Raw genomic sequence first — 20,562 nt, forward strand, 5'->3', positions numbered from 1 at the left:
TCAGAGCCGAGTGAAATCGGCCTCGTTGCTCAACTCGAGGGGGCCAGTCAACCGACCGGTCATGTTGTACCAACCAATATTGAACAGCAGCGCCACGCTCTGCTTTTGCCCCAGGCCCAGGTAAACGTCTTCCCAGACCTTGTCGCTGACCTGCGCCGGCGCGCGGGTTGCGTCCCGGGCCAGGCGCAGCACGGCCTTCTCCAGATCGGAGAACAGCGCGCTCTTTTCAAAGTCCCACAGCGCTTGCATCTGTTCCTTTGGCACGCCTTCCTTGAGGGCCCGATTCCAATGCGGATCGTGTTCGTAATGGGTGCCCATGGTCTGGCACGCCATGACGATGGCCATCTCACGCAGTTTCGGATCGATGCCACAGCCGTTGCGCACCGCGTCGGCCATGGGAATGAAAACCTCGAGAATCTCCGGGCAAGTCGCCAGGGTGCGAAAGATCTGCGCATTCGGCGCGTGGCCACGCTTGGCGCGCAGCAGCGCAAAGGCTTCGGGTTCTTCGTCGGGGGTGGGCAGCTGGATACGAGGCATACAAAACTCCGCACATTACTATTTTGCTGGCTTGCCGCAGCATCGTTGTCGCCGAAGCTACGGCAGGTTTCGCTTATTGGCCGTTGATGCGCTGATCCCATTCGCTATTGCGATCAAGGAACGCCCACACGCGGTCTTGCGCCTCACGAGCACCGGGATAGCGTTCGCCACGCATTTGCGCGTTGCGCCATGGATCGCCCGAGAAAAACTTTTCGTACAGGTTCTGGCGCCCCGCGAACGACGAACAGGACGCGTCCCAGGCCAGCCGCAACAGCTGCATTTTGCGTTCGGCGGGGATATCCGCCCCGGCGCAATAACGTTCGATGGCCGGGCCGTTTTCGCTGTAGAGATCCTCGACCGTTGGCGCCACCACCACGTTGCCAGCGCCGAGCAACTGGAGGATTTCCAGCGCCCGCGCATGCATCGCCGGGTATTGCGCGCGCACCACATTCAGCGGCTGCTCGTACGGCACAACGGTGCCACCGGGGCCCGGCACGCAGTCGATTTCAGCGACACGAATCATCGCGCGCAGGGTTTCGACGTAAGCGACCAATTCCGACAGTTGCACCATGACGTTGGGGAAACGGCTGTGGTTCACTTCGGTCAGGTTGTAGGCGATGCCCAGCAGGAACTCCATCTTCGCCAGCGACCGCGTGGCGGACTGGTGCGAACCGTGCGGGCCGGATGGCGACTTCATCGCCGATTCAACCGCTTTGATGCTGCGGTACATGAACACCCGTTCCCACGGGATAAACGCCTCTTCGAACCACAGCACGGCGTCCATTTCGTCCATGCGTCCGGTCAGCGGGTCGTTGGCGAACCGGCCCTTCGCTGGCAACGAAGGACGGCAAATCATCTTCATTCCGGGGGTATCGATAGGTGCCGCGAAACCCACCGCGTAGGCTTCGGCATCTGCCACCAGCGGGAATTTCGCCGCCGCCGGCATGATCAGCACTTCGTTGGCCAACGGGCCGAGGGTGGCCACCGAACGCGCGCCGGACACGTAGATGCCGGCATCGGATTCGCGCACCACACGCATGACCATGTCGCCCGGCTGCTCGAACATTTGCAGGCGCTTGTCGATGTCTGGCGACACCAGCGAGTGAGTCAGCGCAAGGTCGTTTTCACGGATGAACTCATGGTATTTGAGAATGTTCTGCCCGAATTGCTCACCGCCGGCAGCGAACAGTTCGTGCGCCGAGGCGTGCGCGCTGACCATGACGTTAAGGAAGTCCGGTGTGCGGCCCATCATGCCGCCGACCGCGTCCATCCAGGTCTTCATCATTTCCCGGCGCAGACGCAGATCGTCAGCCGAGCGCGGCAACATGAACGAGCGACCGACGCGCGCACCGGAGGTCGGTGATTCGAAGGTCATCTTGTCCTGCAGGGCGGGATCGCACTGGATGTCATACAGATCAGCGATGGATTGAATCGCGCCACGGAAACGGCGATCCACCGTCACGTCCTTGATCCGCTCGCCATCAATCCACACGGAGCGACCGTCTTGCAGCGAGGCGATGTAATCGGCCCCGTTGCGTACTCCGTTGCGGGCTCCACTCATGGCCATCGGTTTTTTGTTTGCGTTATTTTCCATGGGTCATGCTCCTGCATTTGAAACGTTTGGCCTGCGGTGGGAATACCCGGCGCAAGGCGAATTCGGCTGCGGTTGCCACACCTCGATAGTATTGAGATGGGCCACTTTTAAGAATTTGTGAATGGGCCGAAGTGTTGTTCCGAAATAGAAAAGAACGACGCTTCAGGTAGCGAGACCAAACTCCGCCGCCAAGGCAAGAATGTTCCGCGCCCGCGCCATCACCGGCGCGTCGATCATTCGGCCGTCGAGCACCACCACCCCACCGCCGGCGGCGTCACCGAGCTGGCAAACGGCTTGCGCCCATTCAATTTCCTGCGCCGAGGGCGTGAAGCCGGCTGCGGCTTCCGTGACCTGACTGGGATGAATCAACAACTGGCCACTAAACCCGTGTCGATGCGCACGAGCGACGTACCGGGCCAACCCCGGTTGATCACCGATGGCGGTGAACACGCCATCGACCGGCGCCGGCAATCGCGCCCGTTTGCTCGAGAGTACGAGCATGGCGCGCCAAGGCAGAAACACCAGTTCTTCGGGGTCTGATTCGTCGGGGATCAGATCGAGTTCGACGGCCAGATCCAGCTTGCCGAACATCAACCGCGCGCAACCCGGCGCGCTGGCGATATGCGCCAGGGCGTCAATGCCTTGCACGGTCTCGATGATGCACAACTGCGGTTTGCCGGTGACATGATGGGCGTGCTGCACCTGCGCCGCATTGTCGGCTTTTGGCAGCATCACGGCAGCGATGCCGGTGTGCCGGCAGGCTGCCAGATCATGCTCATGCCACAGCGTGTCGGCGGCATTGATGCGCACCGTCACACGCTCATCGGGATGCTCATCCAGCCAGGCCAGCAGGGCCAGGCGCGCCGCCGGCTTGTCGACCGGTGCCACCGCGTCTTCAAGATCGACCACGACGACGTCGGTGCCGCTGGCCAGCGCTTTGCCAATGCGTTCCGGACGGTTCGCCGGTACGAACAGAAAGGTGCGCGCCCGCGCCAGATTCAATTGTCGAATCGCCATCACACTACCTTCCTGTCGCGCAGTTCATCGGCGCGGTCGGCGTAACCCAGTTCACGAAGAATCGCGGCGGTATGTTCCCCGAGTGCCGGCACCGGCCCCATGCGCGCGGGATGTTCACCGCCCATGCCCGGTGGTTGCAGTGCGGGTATCGGGCCTGCGGGCGTGTTCACGGTCGTCCAGCGCTGACGCGCGGCGAGTTGCGGATGGTTCCAGATGTCGTTCATGGTGCTGACGTTGGCATTGGCGATGTCGGCGGCATCGAGGCGAGTCATCACTTCATCAGCGCTAAGGCTCGCGAAGTTCTGCTCGATCAAATTGCTCAAGACTTCGCGGTTGGCGGTGCGCAGCGCGTTGCTGGCAAACCGCGCATCCGTGGCGAGTGCTGCGTCGCCCAGTAACTTGTCGCAGAACACCGCCCACTCTCGCTCGTTCTGCAGGCCGAGCATGACGGTACGGCCATCGCCGGCGCGGAACGGCCCGTAGGGGTAAATCGTCGCGTGGGAAGCACCGGTACGGCGCGGCGGCTCCTGCCCTTCGTAGGCGTAGTACATCGGGAAGCCCATCCACTCGACCATCGCATCAATCATCGCGATCTCGATGCGCCGGCCACGACCGGTTTTGCCGCGTTCGATCAGCGCCGCGAGGATATTGGTGTAGGCGTACATGCACGCCGCAATGTCGGCGATAGAAATACCGGCCTTGACCTGTTCTTCCGGTGTACCTGTGATAGACAGGAAGCCGGCCTCGCTCTGAATCAGCAAGTCGTAAGCCTTTTTCTCGGTGTACGGTCCGCCCTCGCCGTATCCCGAAATGTCACAGACGATCAGCTTCGGGTTTTTCTCAGCCAGTGCTTCGTATGAAAGCCCCAATCGGGCAGCCGCGCCCGGCGCAAGGTTCTGCACCAATACATCGGCTTCGGCCAGAAGCTTCATCAGAATCTCCTGTGCCTCGGGTTGTTTCAGGTCGAGCGCAAGGCTCTCTTTCGAGCGGTTGACCCAGACAAAATGCGAGGCCAAGCCATCGACGCGCGCGTCATAGGCGCGGGCGAAATCGCCGCTGCCCGGACGCTCGACCTTGATCACCCGAGCGCCCTGATCAGCCAGATGACGCGTGGCCAAAGGTGCTGCGATGGCGTGTTCGAGCGAGACCACCGTGATCCCTTCTAGCGCAAGTACCGGTTGGGTAGAAGCCATAACGGAGTCCTCAGAAAGAACGCGGCAGCCCGAGCAAGTGCTCAGCGACGTAGGAATAGATCAGGTTGGTGGAGATCGGCGCGACCTGGTACAGCCGGGTCTCGCGGAACTTGCGCTCAATGTCGTATTCATTGGCGAAGCCGAACCCGCCGTGGGTTTGCAGGCAAACGTTCGCGGCTTCCCACGACGCTTTGGCGGCGAGGTACTTGGCCATGTTGGCCTGGGCGCCACAGGGTTGGTGCGCGTCGAACAGCTGGCAGGCCTTGAAACGCATCAGGTTGGCGGCTTCGATCTCGATGAAGGCGTCGGCAATCGGGAATTGCACGCCTTGGTTTTGCCCGATGGGACGGTCGAACACCACGCGTTCGTTGGCGTATTTGACCGCGCGCTCCATGAACCAGTAACCGTCGCCGATGCATTCAGCGGCGATCAAGGTGCGCTCGGCATTAAGCCCGTCGAGGATGTATTTGAAACCCTTGCCCTCCTCGCCAATCAGGTTTTCCTCAGGGATCTCCAGGCTGTCGAAGAACAGCTCGTTGGTCTCGTGATTGACCATGTTGGGGATTGGCTGCACGGTCAGGCCCTTGCCGATGGCGTCTTTGAGGTCGACGATGAAAATCGACATGCCTTCAGACTTGCGCTTCACCTCGGTCAGCGGCGTGGTGCGTGCGAGCAGAATCATCAGGTCGGAGTGCTGCACCCGCGAGATCCACACCTTTTGGCCGTTGACCACATAGCGTCCATCCTTCTTCACCGCGTTGGTCTTGATCTTGGTGGTGTCGGTGCCCGTGGTTGGCTCGGTGACCGCCATCGACTGGATGCGCAACTCGCCGGCGGCAATCTTTGGCAGGTACTTTTCTTTCTGCGCGGTGCTGCCGTTACGCAGCAGCGTGCTCATGTTGTACATCTGGCCATGGACCGCGCCGGAGTTACCGCCAGAACGGTTGATCTCTTCCATGATCACCGACGCCTCAGTCAACCCCAGACCCGAGCCGCCGTATTCTTCCGGGATCATCGCCGACAGCCAGCCCGCGCTGATCAGTGCATCGACAAAGGCCTCCGGGTAGGCCCGCTGTTCGTCGATCTTGCGGTGGTATTCGTCTGGAAACTCACTGCACAGAGCGCGGACGGCGTCGCGGATTTCCTGGTGTTCATCGGGGGCGTAGAGCATGGTCATGTCGGTTTCCTGTCTTGTTTATAGGGATCGCGGCGCAGCAGTGCCCTTGGCGCTTCTGCACAGCGGCACCTTTTTTGAAAACGCTTGGGTGTCAGTCGAACGTGACTTCAGCTTTCATCGTCGAGCGCCTGTTGCAGTCGGTCCAAAGATCGGCGCTGCCCGGGCCGGTGAGCTGGCCGCACACTGCAAAGTCCGCCGTGTCGAACAGCGGGCCGATCGCGCGGAAAGCGAAGCGTCGTATGCGCTTGTCCGGGTGCGCCGCGCGAAACGCTTCGAGCAGCAATGTCGCGGCCAGCGGGCCCTGCACGACGAGGCCCGGATAGCCTTCTTCCCCGGTGGCGTAGGGCTTGTCGTAGTGAATGCGATGGCCGTTGAACGTCAGTGCCGAATAACGAAACAGCAATACCGGGTCCGGATGAATCAGCCGGCGGAATTCGCCAAGGCGCTCCGTCGCTTCGCCGGCAAGGGGCGCTCCTTGAGGCGCTGGCTGGCGGTAGACAATGTCCTGTTCCTCCACCACACACACACCACGCTCACCAGAAACCTTGTGCTCGACGGTGACAAACAGCAGCTCGCCATTGCGGCCGGATTTGCGCTCGCAGCGCAGGATGCGCGAAACCCGGGTGACGGCTTCACCGACGCGCAGCGGTTGCTCGAAGCTCAAGCGCCCGCCGGCCCACATACGGTTGGGCAGGTTCACTGGCGGGAGGAAACCACCGCGTTGCGGATGCCCGTCGACGCCAATTTCGCTGTGTCGGGCATTTGGCGAGAAGTACACCCAGTGCCACAAGGGCGGTAACTCGGCGCCGACTTGAACTGAATCGGAATCAAGGTCGAGCGTCGCAGCCAGCGCCTGTGCCGTGCGTTGATCGATGCAGTCACTACGCAGTTCCTCGCGGCCCACCCAGTGGGTCAAGTCCGCCAGGGTTGCCTCATTGCAGGCATTCATGGTCATTCCCTCCTTCACGCGTCTTTGCGACGTGCCGCAGGCAAGTCGGTGCAAGTGCCATGGGCCATTTCTGCGGCCATCCCCACGGTTTCACCCAGTGTCGGATGGGGATGGATGGTCTTGCCGATGTCCTCTGCGTTGGCGCCCATTTCGATAGCCAGGCATACCTCGCTGATCAGGTCGCCCGCACCTGTGCCGACAATGCCTCCACCAACCACTCGATGCGTTTCGGCATCGAACAAAAGCTTGGTGAAACCTTCGTCTCGGCCATTGGCAATCGCGCGTCCGGACGCGGCCCACGGGAAAACCGCGGCCTCGACTTTGATGCCTTTGTCTTTGGCTTCTTGCTGAGTCAGGCCGGCCCAGGCCACTTCCGGGTTGGTGTAGGCAACGCCGGGAATCTGCAACGCCTCAAAACGGCTGCGCGCCAGTTCTGCGTTGTTCAGGGCTTCACCTGCCGCGACTTCAGCGGCGACATGACCTTCGTGAACGGCTTTGTGGGCCAGCATCGGTTGGCCGACGATGTCGCCAATCGCGAAGATGTGCTGCACGTTGGTGCGCAGTTGCTTATCGACGGGGATGAAACCGCGTTCATTGATAGTGACACCGGCCTTCTCGGCATCGAGCTGGTTGCCATTGGGTTTACGACCGACCGCGACCAACACCAGGTCGTAGCACTGGGGTTCAGCGGGTGCTTTTTCACCCTCAAAGGTCACCCAGATGCCCTGCTCGCTGGCCTCGGCTTTCACCGTGCGGGTGTTCAACATCAGGTGATCGAAACGATGGCTGTTGTGCTTTTCCCAGACTTTGACCAGGTCTCGATCCGGGCCTTTCATCAAGCCATCCAGCATCTCGACCACATCGATACGCGCACCCAGCGCCGAATACACCGTGGCCATTTCCAGACCGATAATCCCGCCGCCCACCACCAGCATGCGTTTGGGCACAGCTCTGAGTTCCAGCGCACCGGTGGAATCAACGACGCGCGGATCCTGCGGCATAAACGGCAACTTGACGGCCTGACTGCCAGCGGCAATCACACATTGCTTGAAGCAAATCACTTGTTTCTCGCCCGTGTGCTCCTGGCCGGAACCGGAACACAGAGCGACCTCGATACGGTGCGAATCGAGGAACCGGCCAACGCCGCGCACGACCTCGACACTGCGCCCCTTGGCCATGCCGGCGAGGCCACCCGTGAGCTTGTGGACCACCGATTCTTTGTGCGCGCGCAACTTGTCGATATCAACCTGTCGGGCACCGAAGTCAATGCCCAGTGACGCCAGATGCGGGACTTCCTCTATGACCGAGGCGATATGCAGCAGCGCTTTGGAAGGGATGCAACCGACGTTCAGGCACACACCGCCCAATGCGGCGTAGCGCTCGACAATCATGGTTTTGCGGCCCAGATCGGCCGAGCGGAATGCAGCGGAGTAACCACCGGGACCGCCGCCGAGCACCAGTACGTCGCACTGCAACTCAGCGCTGCCGCCGGTTGCAGCCGCTGCTGGCGTTGGCGTTGGTTGAATGGCCGACTCATTCGACTCCAGCGTCAACAACACCGCGCCTTCGCCGACCTTCTCGCCAACCTTGACCCTTATTTCCTTGACCACACCGGCGGCAGACGACGGTACATCCATCGTCGCCTTGTCGGATTCCAGCGTGCAGATCGCGTCATTGACTGCTACCACGTCGCCAACCTTGACCAGTATTTCAATCACCGGCATGGCGGCGGCATCGCCGATACCGGGCATCTTCACTTCAATAATCTGACTCATGGCCATTTCCTCACAGCGTAATTCGACGGAAATCTGCCAACAGAGCCGCCAGATGCTGGAGGAAGCGTGCTGCCGCCGCGCCATCGACAACGCGGTGATCCCATGACAACGCCATGGGCAGAATCAGTCGCGGCGCGAAGGCGTTGCCATCCCACACCGGTCTGATTTGCGCGCGGGTGACACCGAGGATCGCCACTTCCGGCGCATTGATAATCGGCGTAAAACCGGTGCCGCCAATGCCTCCCAGGCTGGAAACGGTGAAAGTTCCGCCGCTCATGTCCGCGGGGCCCAACTTGCCGTCCCGGGCTTTGCGCGCCAGTTCGGCGCATTCCGTGGCGATCTGGCCAATACCTTTTTGATCGGCATCGCGAATGACCGGCACCACCAGACCGTTCGGCGTGTCAGCGGCAAAACCGATGTGGAAGTACTGCTTGAGAATCAGGATCGGCTCGCCGTCTTCGTTGCCCAGCGAACTGTTGAACGATGGGAAGGCTTTCAAGGTGGCGACCGCGGCCTTGATCAAAAACGCGAGCAGGGTGTACTTGATCGCGTCCTTGCCGCCTTCCAGATTGAGCTGCACGCGAAAGGCTTCCAGCTCGGTAATGTCGGCTTCTTCGTTGTTGGTGACGTGGGGGATCATCACCCAGTTGCGGGCGAGATTTGCGCCGGAGATCTTTTTGATACGCGACATCGCGACCTTCTCGACCGTGCCGAATTTGGCAAAATCGATGTCCGGCCACGGCAGCAGATTGAGTCCACCGGTTTGATCGGGACGCGGCGCGGAACTGTCCAGACGCAGCAGAGCGTCCTTGACGAAACGCTCGATATCTTCACGAAGCAGTCGCCCGCCCTTGCCGGTGGCAATCGCACGGCTGACGTCCACGCCCAGCTTGCGCGCATAACTGCGTACTGACGGACTGGCGTGAGGTTTAGGTCCGGAAATACTCACGGCTGGCGCAGTCGTCTTGGCGACTACTGGGATAGCAGGAGTGTTTACGATTGGATCGGCCACAACGGGGCTACTGATTGCCGACCGAACAACCGGTGCTTCATCAATCGCCATCTGCAACGTGAGGATCGAACTGCCCTTGGAAACGCGATCGCCTTCCTTGATCGTCACCGCCACAACGGTGCCGGCACCAGGGCTCGGCACGTCCATCGAGGCCTTGTCCGATTCCAGCGTCAGCAGTGGGTCATCAAACGCTACTTTATCGCCCGGTTTGACCAATACCTCGATCACCGGCAGGTCTTTGAAGTCCCCGATGTCAGGGACATGAATTTCTCTGATTTCACTCATGACGTACGGTCGCCCAGAAATAGATCCGTTGCGCGCTCACGCAACGGAGGGAGCGCTCATTGAGCGCGTGCGAAGAGAAAACCGCTTAGCGTGTCCACGGCGCCGGGCTATCACCTTTCAGGCCATAGCGTTCAACGGCCTCGGCCAGCACCTGACGCGGCAAGCTGCCGTCACGCACCAGACCGTCCAGTGCAGCCAGCACCACTTGATGCCGATCGACTTCGAAGAAGCTGCGCAACGCGGCACGGGTATCGCTGCGGCCAAAGCCGTCGGTGCCCAGGGCGATGAAGCGTGCTTCGACGTAACTGGCGATCAGTTGCGGCCAGGCGCGAACATAATCGGAGGCAACAATCACCGGCGCGTTGCCAGTCAGCGAGGCACAGAGATGGCTGATTTGCTCAGGCTCAGTGGGATTCAGACGATTACGTCGTTCCACTTCCCGCGCTTCACGAGCCAGTTCACTGAAACTGGTGACGCTGAACACCTCGCTGGACACCTGCCAGTCAGCTGCCAGCAGCTCAGATGCGGCGATCACTTCGCGCAAAATAGTGCCGGAGCCCAGCAACCGCACGGTTCCACGCGACGCCGGGGCATGCGTCACGGCATAGCGATACATGCCGCGAATGATTTGATCTTCCACACCGGACGGCAAAGAAGGCTGGGCATAGTTCTCGTTCATCACGGTGATGTAATAGAACTCATCGACATCGCGTTCCATCATCTGGCGCATGCCATGGTCGACAATCACCGCTAGCTCACCGGCGAAGGCCGGGTCATAGGCGCGGCAATTGGGAACGGTCGCTGCCACCACATGGCTACTGCCATCCTGGTGTTGCAGCCCTTCCCCGCCCAGCGTCGTGCGCCCGGCGGTGGCGCCGAGCAAAAAGCCACGAGCGCGTTGATCGGCCGCAGCCCAAATCAGATCGCCGACGCGCTGAAAACCGAACATCGAGTAATAGATGTAGAACGGCAGCATCGGTTTGCCGTGCGCGCTGTAAGACGTCGCGGCAGCGACCCACGACGACAATGCACCGGCTTCGGTGATGCCCTCCTCCAATAGCTGGCCGTCACGGGCTTCACGGTAATAGAGCATCGAACCGGCATCTTCTGGCTCGTAAAGTTGCCCGAGCGGCGAGTAGATACCGATCTGGCGGAACAGGTTGGCCATGCCAAAGGTACGCGCTTCATCGGCAACGATCGGGACGACGCGCGGCCCGAGTTCTTTGTCTTTGAGCAAGCCGCCCAGCATGCGCACCACGGCCATGGTGGTAGACATTTCCTTGCCGTCGGCTTCGAAGGCGAAGCGCGCGTAGTCAGCCAACGCCGGGATGGCGACGTGCTCGCTGCCCTTCTGTCGCGCCGGCATGTAGCCACCCAGCGAAGTTCGGCGTTCACGCAGATAACGCATTTCCTGGCTGTCTTCTGCCGGGCGATAGAAGCGCAGTTGCGCGACATCATCGTCCGAGAGTGGCAGCGCGAAACGGTCACGGAACGCCTTCAGCGCATCGATATCGAGCTTCTTGGCCTGGTGAGAAGTCATCCGCGATTCGCCGGCGCCGCCCATGCCGTAACCTTTTTTGGTTTTGGCGAGGATCACGGTTGGCCGGCCCTTGTGCGCTTTGGCTGCGGCGAACGCTGCGTGCAGCTTGCGAAAATCGTGACCGCCGCGCTTCAGCGCATCGATTTCGGCATCGGACATGTGCGAGACCAATTCCTTGATCTCTGGATCCTGCTGGAAAAAGTGCAGCAAGTTGTAGGCGCCGTCCTTGGAACCGAGTGTCTGATATTGACCGTCGACGGTCTGGGCAAAACGTTGCAACAAGGCGTTGTTGGTGTCCCGCGAAAACAACGGATCCCAGTCCGAGCCCCAAATGACTTTGACTACATTCCAGCCGGCGCCCGTGAACAACGCTTCGAGTTCTTGAATGACCTGACCGTTGCCACGTACCGGTCCGTCCAGGCGCTGCAAGTTGCAGTTGACGATAAAGGTCAGGTTGTCGAGTTTTTCCCGCGCCGCGAGCGTGAGCCCGGCGATCGATTCAGGCTCGTCCATTTCACCGTCACCAAACACGCCCCACACATGCCGGTCGGCGGTTTCGGCCAGATTGCGGTGTTCGAGGTAGCGCATGTAACGCGCTTGATAGACCGCACTGATCGGACCAATGCCCATCGACCCGGTCGGGAACTGCCAGAAGTCTGGCATCAACCAAGGGTGTGGGTAGGAGCTCAAGCCGTTGCCACCAACTTCCTGTCGATAGTTAGCCAGTTGTTCTTCGGACAATCTGCCCTCAAGGAATGCACGGGCGTAGACACCCGGTGCCGAGTGCGGCTGATAAAACACCAGATCGCCGCCGTGACTTTCGTCGCGGGCACGGAAGAAATGATTGAAACCGACCTCGAAGATTTCTGCGGCGGACGCATAACTTGCGATATGCCCACCCAGATCCCCGTAGGCCTGATTGGCGCGCACCACCATGGCCAATGCATTCCAGCGAATGATCGACGTGATCCGTTCCTCGACAGCAAGGTCCCCCGGGTAGGGACCCTGCCGTTCAATCGGAATTGTGTTCCGATACGCCGAGTACGGGTGCACATGCGAGGTGATGCCAAGTGCTCTTGCGTGTTGCTCTAACTGTTTGAGCAGAAACTGGCCGCGCTCGGAGCCGCCATCGCGCACGACGGCTTCCAACGACTCTAGCCACTCCTGCGTTTCATCCCGGTCGCTATCCAGTGAAGCCAACGACCCAGGGATCGAATTTTCATTTAGCGAACTCATATCTGCCTCCACTCTTGTTGTTGTTTGCTTAGAGATGAACCGACAGAACGTGCCGCCGTACTCAGCCTCATGACTGCAAATGAACCTGTTTCAAGACACCGTTCGAAACCCACCAACGGCTGCGTTGAGCGCGCCGCCCACCTGTTCCAGGCCGCGCACCGAGGCGTCGAGCAAGCCGCTGGCAGCGGTGCTTTGTTCAGACACCGCACGCACCCGTTGCATGCTTTCGCCGACCTGCTCGGCCACGGCGCTCTGCTGTTCTGCGGCCGCCGCGATCTGCTGACTCATCTGCTCGACGGTTGACACCGCCGCCGCGATTTCCTGCAGCGCTTGTGACGCTTGTGCGGCGAGCACCACGCTTTCGCCGGTCAACACTTGACTGCCCTGCAAGCGACTGGCGGCGTTTTCAGCGACGATTCGCAACTGTTGAATGATGGCGGCGATGTCGTCAGTGGAGGTTTGCGTGCGCCGGGCCAGGTTGCGTACCTCGTCTGCGACCACAGCAAAACCACGACCGTTTTCGCCGGCCCGTGCTGCTTCAATCGCTGCATTGAGGGCGAGCAGATTGGTCTGCCCGGCCAGGGCACTGATCACGTCGAGTACCTTGCCGATCGCTGCGCTTTCGTTGAGCAGCGAGCCCATGGCGTCGGAACAGCCGCTCATTTCTTCGGCCAGGTGACCGATCTTGCTGGTCGCCTGATGCACCAGTGCTTCACCTTTGCGCGCCTGATCATTGGCCTGTTCGACGGCATGGCGGGTCTGACTGGCATTGCGCGCAACGTCCTGGGCCGTTGCGGCCATCTGTTGCATCGCGGTGGCCGCCAGTTCGGTTTCTTCACGCTGCGAGTCGACGCCTTGACGCGTGCGCTCGGTGACCTGCGCCAGACTGTCGGCGGCTTGGTTCAATTGCCCGACGCCTTGGCCAATCCGGCCAATCAGCCCCCGTAAACTTTCCAGCATGACGCCGACGCTGCCGAGCAACTGGCCCAGCTCATCACGGCGTCCTGCGGCATCGATCTGCGCGCTTAGATCGCCCGACGCTACGCGGCGGGTCAGCTCAACAGCTTGACGCAGCGGTTGCAGGATCAAGCGACGAATCAACACACTCGCGCCGACGCCAAGGGCGAGCGCCAACAGCACCATTCCCGCCAACAGCCGCGATACCCGCTGACCCATCGCCTGCGAGGCTTGAACCTGTGTGGCGCGAACTTCGCTGAGCAATTGACTGACTTTCTCAGCGGAGCCGTTCATTGCCGCTTGGCTGTCGCTGGTTTGCTCACGGCTCGCGGCGTAACCATTGAACGCGGCGCGGTATTCATCCAGCGCTGCACGGGCCTGAGTCAGCGATTCGCGCTCGGAGCCTTCGAGGCGCAGTTCGAGATTTTCCATGTAAGAGCGCAGTTCAATGACCCGCGCTTCCCAGGCGTTGCGCTCTTCGGTGCTGCCTTGCAGGGTGAAATACAGTTCGCTGTCACGCAGGTTCGCCAGTCTGTCGCGCAGCGTGGAGGCTTGTTCCAGTTGCAGCATGCGTACCGCGTCCGCCGGCTGAGTGCGCGAAGCCAGCAGGTTGACCGCGTCGAGTTGATCGAGCATTACCACCGTGAAACGTTCACCCACCACTTGGGCCAGTTGCTGCATGCGCAGGCGAGCCTCGCGGGCATCGCGCTGGGCCTGGGCATACCGTTCGAACTGGGCGAGATAATCGTGGGTGGCTTCTTTGGAGGCGCCCTGCCCCTTGTCCATTTGCGATTTTTCCAGCAACGCCACCAGCTCGGCGGTAAGCCCGGCGACCTTGTTGGCTTCGTCCTCGGCCAGGTTCAGGCCGAACGCCTTGACCGCGACCTGTGCTTGCAGAATCAACGATTCAACGGCGGCGACATCGTTCATCTTCCTGGCGCGGGTTTCGAGTACGTTGAAAGCGTAAAACGCTGTCGCTGCTACGGCCAATGTGGACAACAACACCAAGCCAAAACCCAGCCACAGCTTGCTGCCAACCGACAGATTGCCGAGTGCGCGGCCCATCATCGGAACGCACCTTGGCACGCTGGCGAGGCAAATCCGAAGCCGAACGGAAACGGCAGAGAACACCAAGGCAAACTGAGCATATGAGGGCTTCTTGTTGTTGTTGTTTTTTTGGATTCAGAGGCGCTGCATTTCTAACGTTTGGAGCCTATCGCGTAGGCGTGCGGCTCGGCCAATGGCCAATAAAGATGGGAGTCAGTTGAAACGCTAATAGCCTTGGATTTACACGTGAGCCGTCGCATTGCACGAGCGGCTCAGGGAACAGAAATACGCTAGGAGCTTCAATCGGAAAGGGTTTTCAGGCCTTCCTTGAAACTCGCGTATTCCCTGCGGACAAACGCTTCGAACGTAGTCGGCGCGCGGCCCAGTAGAAAGGACAGCACATTGGAATTACCGACGAAGTCATGGTTGCTGTAATACCTGGCGATCGCCAGGTTCATCCGCAACATATGCGCAAGCGCTTCGGGCTCAAGATTACCGAAACGTTCACGGACAAACACCTCGACGTCGAAGCGCTCGACCTTGATCTCGCGCCCCACCACTTGCGAAGCAACCGCACCAATCTCATGCGCGGTGAAACGGCCGGGGCCAACCAACTCGTAGGTTGCCCCGCCGTGACGCTCTCGGTCAGACAGCACCAACGCAACCACGTCGGTAAAGTCTTCCAGATCGACCATCGACTGGCGTCTGTCCAGCGACCACGCCAAGCGGAACACGCCTTCCTCGAACACGGCTTTCAATCGTGTAGGCATCATGTAATTGGCGGGTTGCAGAATGGTGTATTCGAGCCCGGAAGACAGCAGGTGCTCTTCAATGTCGCGCTTGATTTCGTGCTGGATCAAGTCGCTGGCGATCGCGTGCAACACAGAACTGAACACGAAGTGCTCGACACCCTCTGCTCTGGCGGCATCAATCATGGCGAAGCCCATCGCCCGTTCGTCGTGATGCAGCGTCGGGCCGATGTGGTACACGCTTTTGACACCCTTCATGGCCTGGGCAATAAACGCCGGATCAGCTAGATCGCCTACCAGCACTTGGTGTACGCCGAGCTTATGCAGTTGCACGGCGGAGGATTCGGATCTGACGCAAGCCCGTATTGGATGGCCGGACGCGAGCAGTTTGGGCACCAGCCGTTTGCCTTGGTTACCGTTGGCCGAGGTGACAAGAATCAATGGATTTATCTCCTGAAAGGAAACCATGGCGCGATCGATACAAGCTTTTCAACGCCACAGGTGAAGTGCGCCCTGCCCTTTGAAGAGCACGGCGCACACCAGGATCAACTGAGTTTGACGGGAAGTTGCAGATAGGAGGCGTGTTCACCGCCGGTGTGGATCACGTGTTCGCCGCTGTTGGCGCCGGTGTACTCGGCGATGCCGGGCATCATCGTACCCATGAGGTTGCGCGAGCTGATGACAAAGCGCAGCTGTTCGCCGGGGTAGAACTTGATGCCGAGCGGCAACAGGTCGATCTCGACATCGACGATCTCGCCCGGAGCGAGCTTCTCCACACGATCAAAGCTGTGGGCCGGCACGTCTACGCTTGAAAGCGCTTTGTCCAGATGCCGCGCCGAGACACGCAAGCGGCCGTCCGAGCCTTTGTAGCGAAGAATGGTCGCGCCGTGATCGGTGAGATCGTGAATCATCGCGCTGTGATTCGGCGTGGTGAACTGCTGCAGCGGCGTGCCATAGGCATCGAGTTTCTGCACCAGCACAAACAAGTCCATGTCGTCGGAGCCTTTGGCTTCTACCCAAAGGTGCGCTTTGGGGTAGCCGACCAGCTCGGTGACCTGATCGAAACGGGTGATAAACGAGACTGCATTCGGATTGTTGGCAACGCCATAGGAAACCGCGACATCGGCTGCCGGTGCTTCGGAGGTCAGCGTGCGCGAGCGACCGTCAAGGTAGAACCTGGTCGATACCGCGCCTTGAGGTGGGAACTCTTCAGCCGCGACGCTAACCTGGTCGCCGCCTTTGAAGTCGTGCACGGCATAACGCACGCGAGGGGTGGATTCCCAGTCGTTAGCCTGGCCTTTGAGGTAACGGTCGAAGAAGCGCCGCAGGTCATCGACGTTCGCTTCGTCGTAGTAATCCGGCCACTCTTGAGTGTTGTGGATGCGCAGCCATTTGTCCTGCGAAGCAATCCGTCGCCACCCGCGGAACGTACCGGCGGTGTGCAGCGTGTTGGAATAGCTGGCGACGATGTACGCCGGCACATTGATGCGCGAAAAATCGGGGATTTTGTTCTCCCACAGCTCGTTCATCAGGGGGTAGCGCGCGGCTTCAGCGAGGATGTCTTCTTTCTGGTTCTTGCCGAAGAAACTGCCTTTCTGCAACATCCCGGCGAAGGCGAGATCAGGCATGCCGCCACGCAGCACCAGGTCACGGTACACGTCACTGACGCCTTCCCACGGATTGATCGCTTTCAGCGCCGCAGGCTGCTCGGCAGCAGTAAACCATTGCGAAACGGCCAGGTACGAGGTGCCGCTCATGCCGACATTACCGCTGCACCATGACTGCTCCGCGAGCCAGTTGATCAGGTCGTGGCAATCGCGACCGTCCTGACGATCCCAAAGCACGCTGTTGCCTTCGGAATCAACGCAGCCGCGAATGTCCGGGTTGCAGATCGCGTAACCGTTGGCGCACCAATACGCAGGATCCGGCGCTTCGAACTTGGCCAGCCCGGACACGATGTTGTTGTTCAAACCGACCAGACCAAACACGCCCATCACACTGACGGAGGTGCCCTGCCCTTTGCCGTAAGGACTCCACGCAACAATCACCGGCACTTTTTCGCTACCGGCCGGGCGGAACACGTCGACGTAAATCGTCACACCATCGCGCAACTGCACCACGACGTCCTTCTCGAACACGATGTCGACGGGGATCGGGCGAAACTGCGGGGCGATTTGAAAGCCTTTTTCCAGCGTGCGCGTGCCCGGCTCGAAAGCGGTCAATAAGCCGGTTCGGGCAGGTGGCAGTGGCGTGGAAGGTGTGTAGATTTTTTGCGTATCACTCATGGTGAGACTCCCTTTTCTGTCGCCGGTATCCACCGGGGCAATTAGTGCTTGGGTCAATCAAGGTTCAGAAAAACAGCGTGAAACTGGCTTGCAGGTTGAGGGCGTCTTTGACGTCCGGACTGAATGCCGGATGTTCGACGTAACTCAGCCCCGCACGAACATAGGTGCCGGCGGCAACGCGCATGTTGTAGGCGAGCGTTGTCGATTTCGAGTCGTCGGCATTGGACACATGAAAGGTATCGAGTTTTTTGTTGGCGTCATCGCTGTAGCTGGTGTAGCCGTACTCCAGCATGACCATGTCGAATGGACGCGAGTCCAACGGCCCTTTTGCAAACACGCGGAAGCCGTAATACAGGTCAAACAGGTTGCGATCTTCAGGCGCGGTCATCCAGGTAAACCCGGCGTACAGGCCACGGGAAGCGATGGCGCTGTCGAATTGATAAAACTGGTAGTCGCCCAGCACGTAGCCGGCGTAGTTGTCATCACTGCGCTCATTGCTCAGGAACTGCGTGTATTGCGAGGTGTTATGGATGTAACCGGCTCGTAGCCACGCGTACGGTGTACCCGGCGCAGACGCGCGTTTGTAGCCGAGCTCATCGATGTACAGCGCGCCGGCGTGATCGACGTGCAGATCGAGCTCGCCAGCATGACGGTCGATTTCCGGCCCCATACCGTCAGGACTGATAGAGCGTTGAACGCCGAATTTGTTATAGAAGTTGCCGTAATTCAACGTGACGTTGGCTGCAGGGCTGGACACCGGGGCGTGGCTCAAACCCACTTGAAACGGGATCACCGCTTGTAAACCCTGAGTGCCGCCCACCAAGGTTCCGCCGGTAAACGGGCCGATAAATTCCAGATCGTTGGGCAGCACGCCGATTTTGAATTCGACGGTTTTATCCCATAGGCTCTGGTAGTAGGCGATGCGCGTGAAGCTGAATTTCGATGATGGATTCACTTCATCCCAGCTGGAGTAATAGCTGCCGACGCCAAAAATAAACTGCCCATTATCGAGACCGACCCGCCCCAGATCGTAGGTGAATCCGACCAGGAGATTTGAGGAATACGTCGGGCGCTCACCGCTATAAGCTTGCGGTCTATGACGGTCGTGATCGAGGTAGTTATTGGCGAAGGTGGTCATGTTCAACATGTTGAAACCGATGCCGTGATCAGCCAGATCACTGCGAAAGCCGCCGGCGTCACCAAGGATACTTTCCGACGGTGGCGGCAGCTCAGTCAATTGACCGTGTTCAACCAGTGCATCGATCTTCGCGAACTGCTTTTTGCGTTCGATGATGTGGCCCAGCAGTTGGCTGTCGGGCAAGGCTTTTTGGGTAGCCGCCTGATCGAGGCTTTTCGCCGGTTGCTTCAATTCCGGGGCAACCTGCCCCACAACGTTTTGCGGTGTTGGGTTTGTTTCGGCACGAGCATTCAGAGAGTGAGCCGCCCAGATTGCCAACAGTGCCGCCAGCGTCACGCGGACAAATTCAGGCGCATGCTTACGGACTCGGTTCGTCCCGTTTTGATGGGGCCGCATACAATTTCCTTTTATTCTTATTTTAGGTAGTCATTAGCGTTACAGCCGGCCACGGCGCAGGCACGCACCGTGGCCGTATTGCTTGTTTTTACTAGGTGGCTTCAGGCGCGATCACCCGCTGTGGTTGACCGGGCGACTTGGCAGACAGGCACAACAAACCAAACGCCGCGACCGGAAGTATCGGAAACAGCACCAGAGCTGTGCGGTACGAGCCGCTTTTATCGAACACCATGCCCAACACGAACGGGCCGATAATGGCGCCCAGCAAAGTCACTGAAAAGGCGCTGCCAAAGATCCGCGCATACGCCAATTTGCCAAAACGGCGGGAAATCAGATAACCGAGAATGTCGATCTCGGCGCCCTGGGTCGCGCCAATCAGGAAACTGGCAGCCAGCGCCCAGTGCAGCCCGTCCAGCAGCATCAGAAAGCCAACCAACTGGCAGGTGAGGAAAATCCCCGCCACGGTTCGGGTGTGCAGATGATCGAGCAAGGCACCGCCAAACAGTCGCCCGAACAACGATCCGGCAGAACCCGCCGCAACAATGCCGGCAATCTGATTGGCGGATGCGCCCCAATCCGAGAGCATCGCCGGCAAGTGCACGCTGGCCCCCACGACGCCAAACAGCACCAGTACAAAGGCCAACGAATACAGCCAGAAATCACGGGTGGCCATGGCCTCCCGCAATGTCATGCCGATCACCTCAAGCTGACTTTTTTCAGCGCGGCGTTCGGCCTCCGGGATCGGCCCGTTGTTGTCACGAACAAACACTGCGAGATTGACCAGACCAATCGCCAGCGCAGTCGCCCCGGCCACCAGAAACGCCTCGCGCCAGCCGTTCAATACGATGTTTTGCGAAATCAGATACGAGAATGCGCCGGTGCCGACCGCAAGGCCCGACGACGTGATCGCAAAGGCTAGCCCCAAGTGTTTATCGAACCAGCGCTGGGTCAAAAATAGGAAGGCCGGATAACTCGCCAGATTGCCGAACGCCACACTCATCGCCGTGATCGCAACGAACGCGGGGAGCGAGTGAATAAGCGACAGGCACATGTAGCTGCCGCATCCCAGCACCGTACCGACCAGCGCGACACGGCGCGCGCCAAAGCGGTCAACGAGGAAGCCAGCCAGTGGCATCACCAGCGCATTGCAGATCGACGCGATAGAAATGATGATCGCAAAATCGGTACGTGACCAAGCGAACTCGGCGGTCACCGCCTTCATGAACAGGCCCAGCGGAATCAGCAGAATGGCCGGCGACGCAATGCTCATTCCGAGAAAACACCCAACAAGTACTGACCAACGTTTCATCTCTTGTGTCCTTATTATTGTAATGGCACACGCGCTGGAGCTTTAGGTCGACGACGTAACGGATCCGGCTTTTTCAGGAGCCTACGTCCAGTCGTGATTTATATCAACAGCAGTTGAGATAAATGGCAAGTGAAAGGATGGACGGAGTGTGGTGCAGGAAAAACGCGGCGGCCGAGATGAGTTTAATCGCCAGCGTTCGGGGCAAAAAATCGGGAGGATTGGTTCGGTGGGGGCAGCATCCGCTACAGCGGTGTCGGACTCACAGATGACTGGAGAAGCATTGCTTAAAGGCCGGCTCCGTAAAACGTGCAGACGCTCATAGCTTGATATCTGTAGGACGATGAATAAGATGTTCTGTGATGTGAA

General features: G+C 59.7%; 14 protein-coding genes and 1 pseudogene. All 15 read right to left on the minus strand.

The features are described 5' to 3' along the window. A complete protein-coding gene (locus ACQKP4_RS08495; protein WP_401208206.1) occupies nucleotides 1–537 on the minus strand; it encodes a carboxymuconolactone decarboxylase family protein in 537 nt (178 codons plus the stop codon). A 73-nt stretch (nucleotides 538–610) separates the two neighbouring features. Next, nucleotides 611–2,131, minus strand: coding sequence for a 4-hydroxyphenylacetate 3-hydroxylase family protein (locus tag ACQKP4_RS08500; protein ID WP_017337763.1), 1,521 nt, complete (start codon nucleotides 2,129–2,131; stop codon nucleotides 611–613). Between the two features lie 162 nt (nucleotides 2,132–2,293). After that, nucleotides 2,294–3,148: an HpcH/HpaI aldolase/citrate lyase family protein gene (locus ACQKP4_RS08505; RefSeq protein ID WP_427632155.1), complete on the minus strand. Its 855-nt coding sequence runs from the start codon at nucleotides 3,146–3,148 to the stop codon at nucleotides 2,294–2,296. Continuing rightward, the gene (locus ACQKP4_RS08510) at nucleotides 3,148–4,341 is read right to left on the minus strand and encodes a CaiB/BaiF CoA transferase family protein (protein ID WP_427632157.1); all 1,194 of its coding nucleotides are present in this window, start codon (nucleotides 4,339–4,341) and stop codon (nucleotides 3,148–3,150) included. Before ACQKP4_RS08510 ends, ACQKP4_RS08505 begins: the two co-directional genes overlap by 1 nt. Before the next feature lie 10 nt (nucleotides 4,342–4,351). Beyond that, entirely contained in the window at nucleotides 4,352–5,512 is a 1,161-nt protein-coding gene (locus tag ACQKP4_RS08515; protein ID WP_033037529.1) for an acyl-CoA dehydrogenase family protein, read from the minus strand. Between the two features lie 97 nt (nucleotides 5,513–5,609). Then, on the minus strand, nucleotides 5,610–6,467 hold the full coding sequence (locus ACQKP4_RS08520; RefSeq protein ID WP_424489638.1) for an FAS1-like dehydratase domain-containing protein: 858 nt from the start codon (nucleotides 6,465–6,467) through the stop codon (nucleotides 5,610–5,612). Between the two features lie 14 nt (nucleotides 6,468–6,481). Then, nucleotides 6,482–8,242, minus strand: coding sequence for a dihydrolipoyl dehydrogenase (lpdA, locus tag ACQKP4_RS08525; protein WP_427632159.1), 1,761 nt, complete (start codon nucleotides 8,240–8,242; stop codon nucleotides 6,482–6,484). A gap of 10 nt (nucleotides 8,243–8,252) precedes the next feature. Continuing rightward, a complete protein-coding gene (locus ACQKP4_RS08530) occupies nucleotides 8,253–9,539 on the minus strand; it encodes a dihydrolipoyllysine-residue acetyltransferase (protein WP_427632161.1) in 1,287 nt (428 codons plus the stop codon). 85 nt (nucleotides 9,540–9,624) lie between these two features. Beyond that, nucleotides 9,625–12,315 (minus strand): alpha-ketoglutarate dehydrogenase, encoded by a 2,691-nt coding sequence (gene mdeB / locus ACQKP4_RS08535; protein WP_427632163.1) that lies wholly within the window; start codon nucleotides 12,313–12,315, stop codon nucleotides 9,625–9,627. 90 nt (nucleotides 12,316–12,405) lie between these two features. Continuing rightward, entirely contained in the window at nucleotides 12,406–13,275 is an 870-nt protein-coding gene (locus ACQKP4_RS08540; RefSeq protein ID WP_427632186.1) for a methyl-accepting chemotaxis protein, read from the minus strand. Then, a pseudogene (locus ACQKP4_RS08545) lies at nucleotides 13,270–14,340 on the minus strand (HAMP domain-containing protein); the annotation flags it as partial. The gene ACQKP4_RS08540 and the pseudogene ACQKP4_RS08545, both read right to left, overlap by 6 nt. 278 nt (nucleotides 14,341–14,618) lie before the next feature. Continuing rightward, nucleotides 14,619–15,509: an SDR family oxidoreductase gene (locus ACQKP4_RS08550; protein WP_427632165.1), complete on the minus strand. Its 891-nt coding sequence runs from the start codon at nucleotides 15,507–15,509 to the stop codon at nucleotides 14,619–14,621. A gap of 104 nt (nucleotides 15,510–15,613) precedes the next feature. Then, complete coding sequence (locus ACQKP4_RS08555; protein WP_427632167.1) at nucleotides 15,614–17,353, minus strand: CocE/NonD family hydrolase; 1,740 nt, start codon at nucleotides 17,351–17,353, stop codon at nucleotides 15,614–15,616. Between the two features lie 64 nt (nucleotides 17,354–17,417). Beyond that, nucleotides 17,418–18,722: a carbohydrate porin gene (locus tag ACQKP4_RS08560; protein ID WP_427632169.1), complete on the minus strand. Its 1,305-nt coding sequence runs from the start codon at nucleotides 18,720–18,722 to the stop codon at nucleotides 17,418–17,420. Between the two features lie 256 nt (nucleotides 18,723–18,978). Further along, nucleotides 18,979–20,157 (minus strand): MFS transporter, encoded by a 1,179-nt coding sequence (locus tag ACQKP4_RS08565; RefSeq protein ID WP_401208235.1) that lies wholly within the window; start codon nucleotides 20,155–20,157, stop codon nucleotides 18,979–18,981. Nucleotides 20,158–20,562: the final 405 nt, after the last annotated feature.

The organism is Pseudomonas sp. NPDC086278, from assembly GCF_050280905.1.
Lineage (GTDB): Bacteria > Pseudomonadota > Gammaproteobacteria > Pseudomonadales > Pseudomonadaceae > Aquipseudomonas.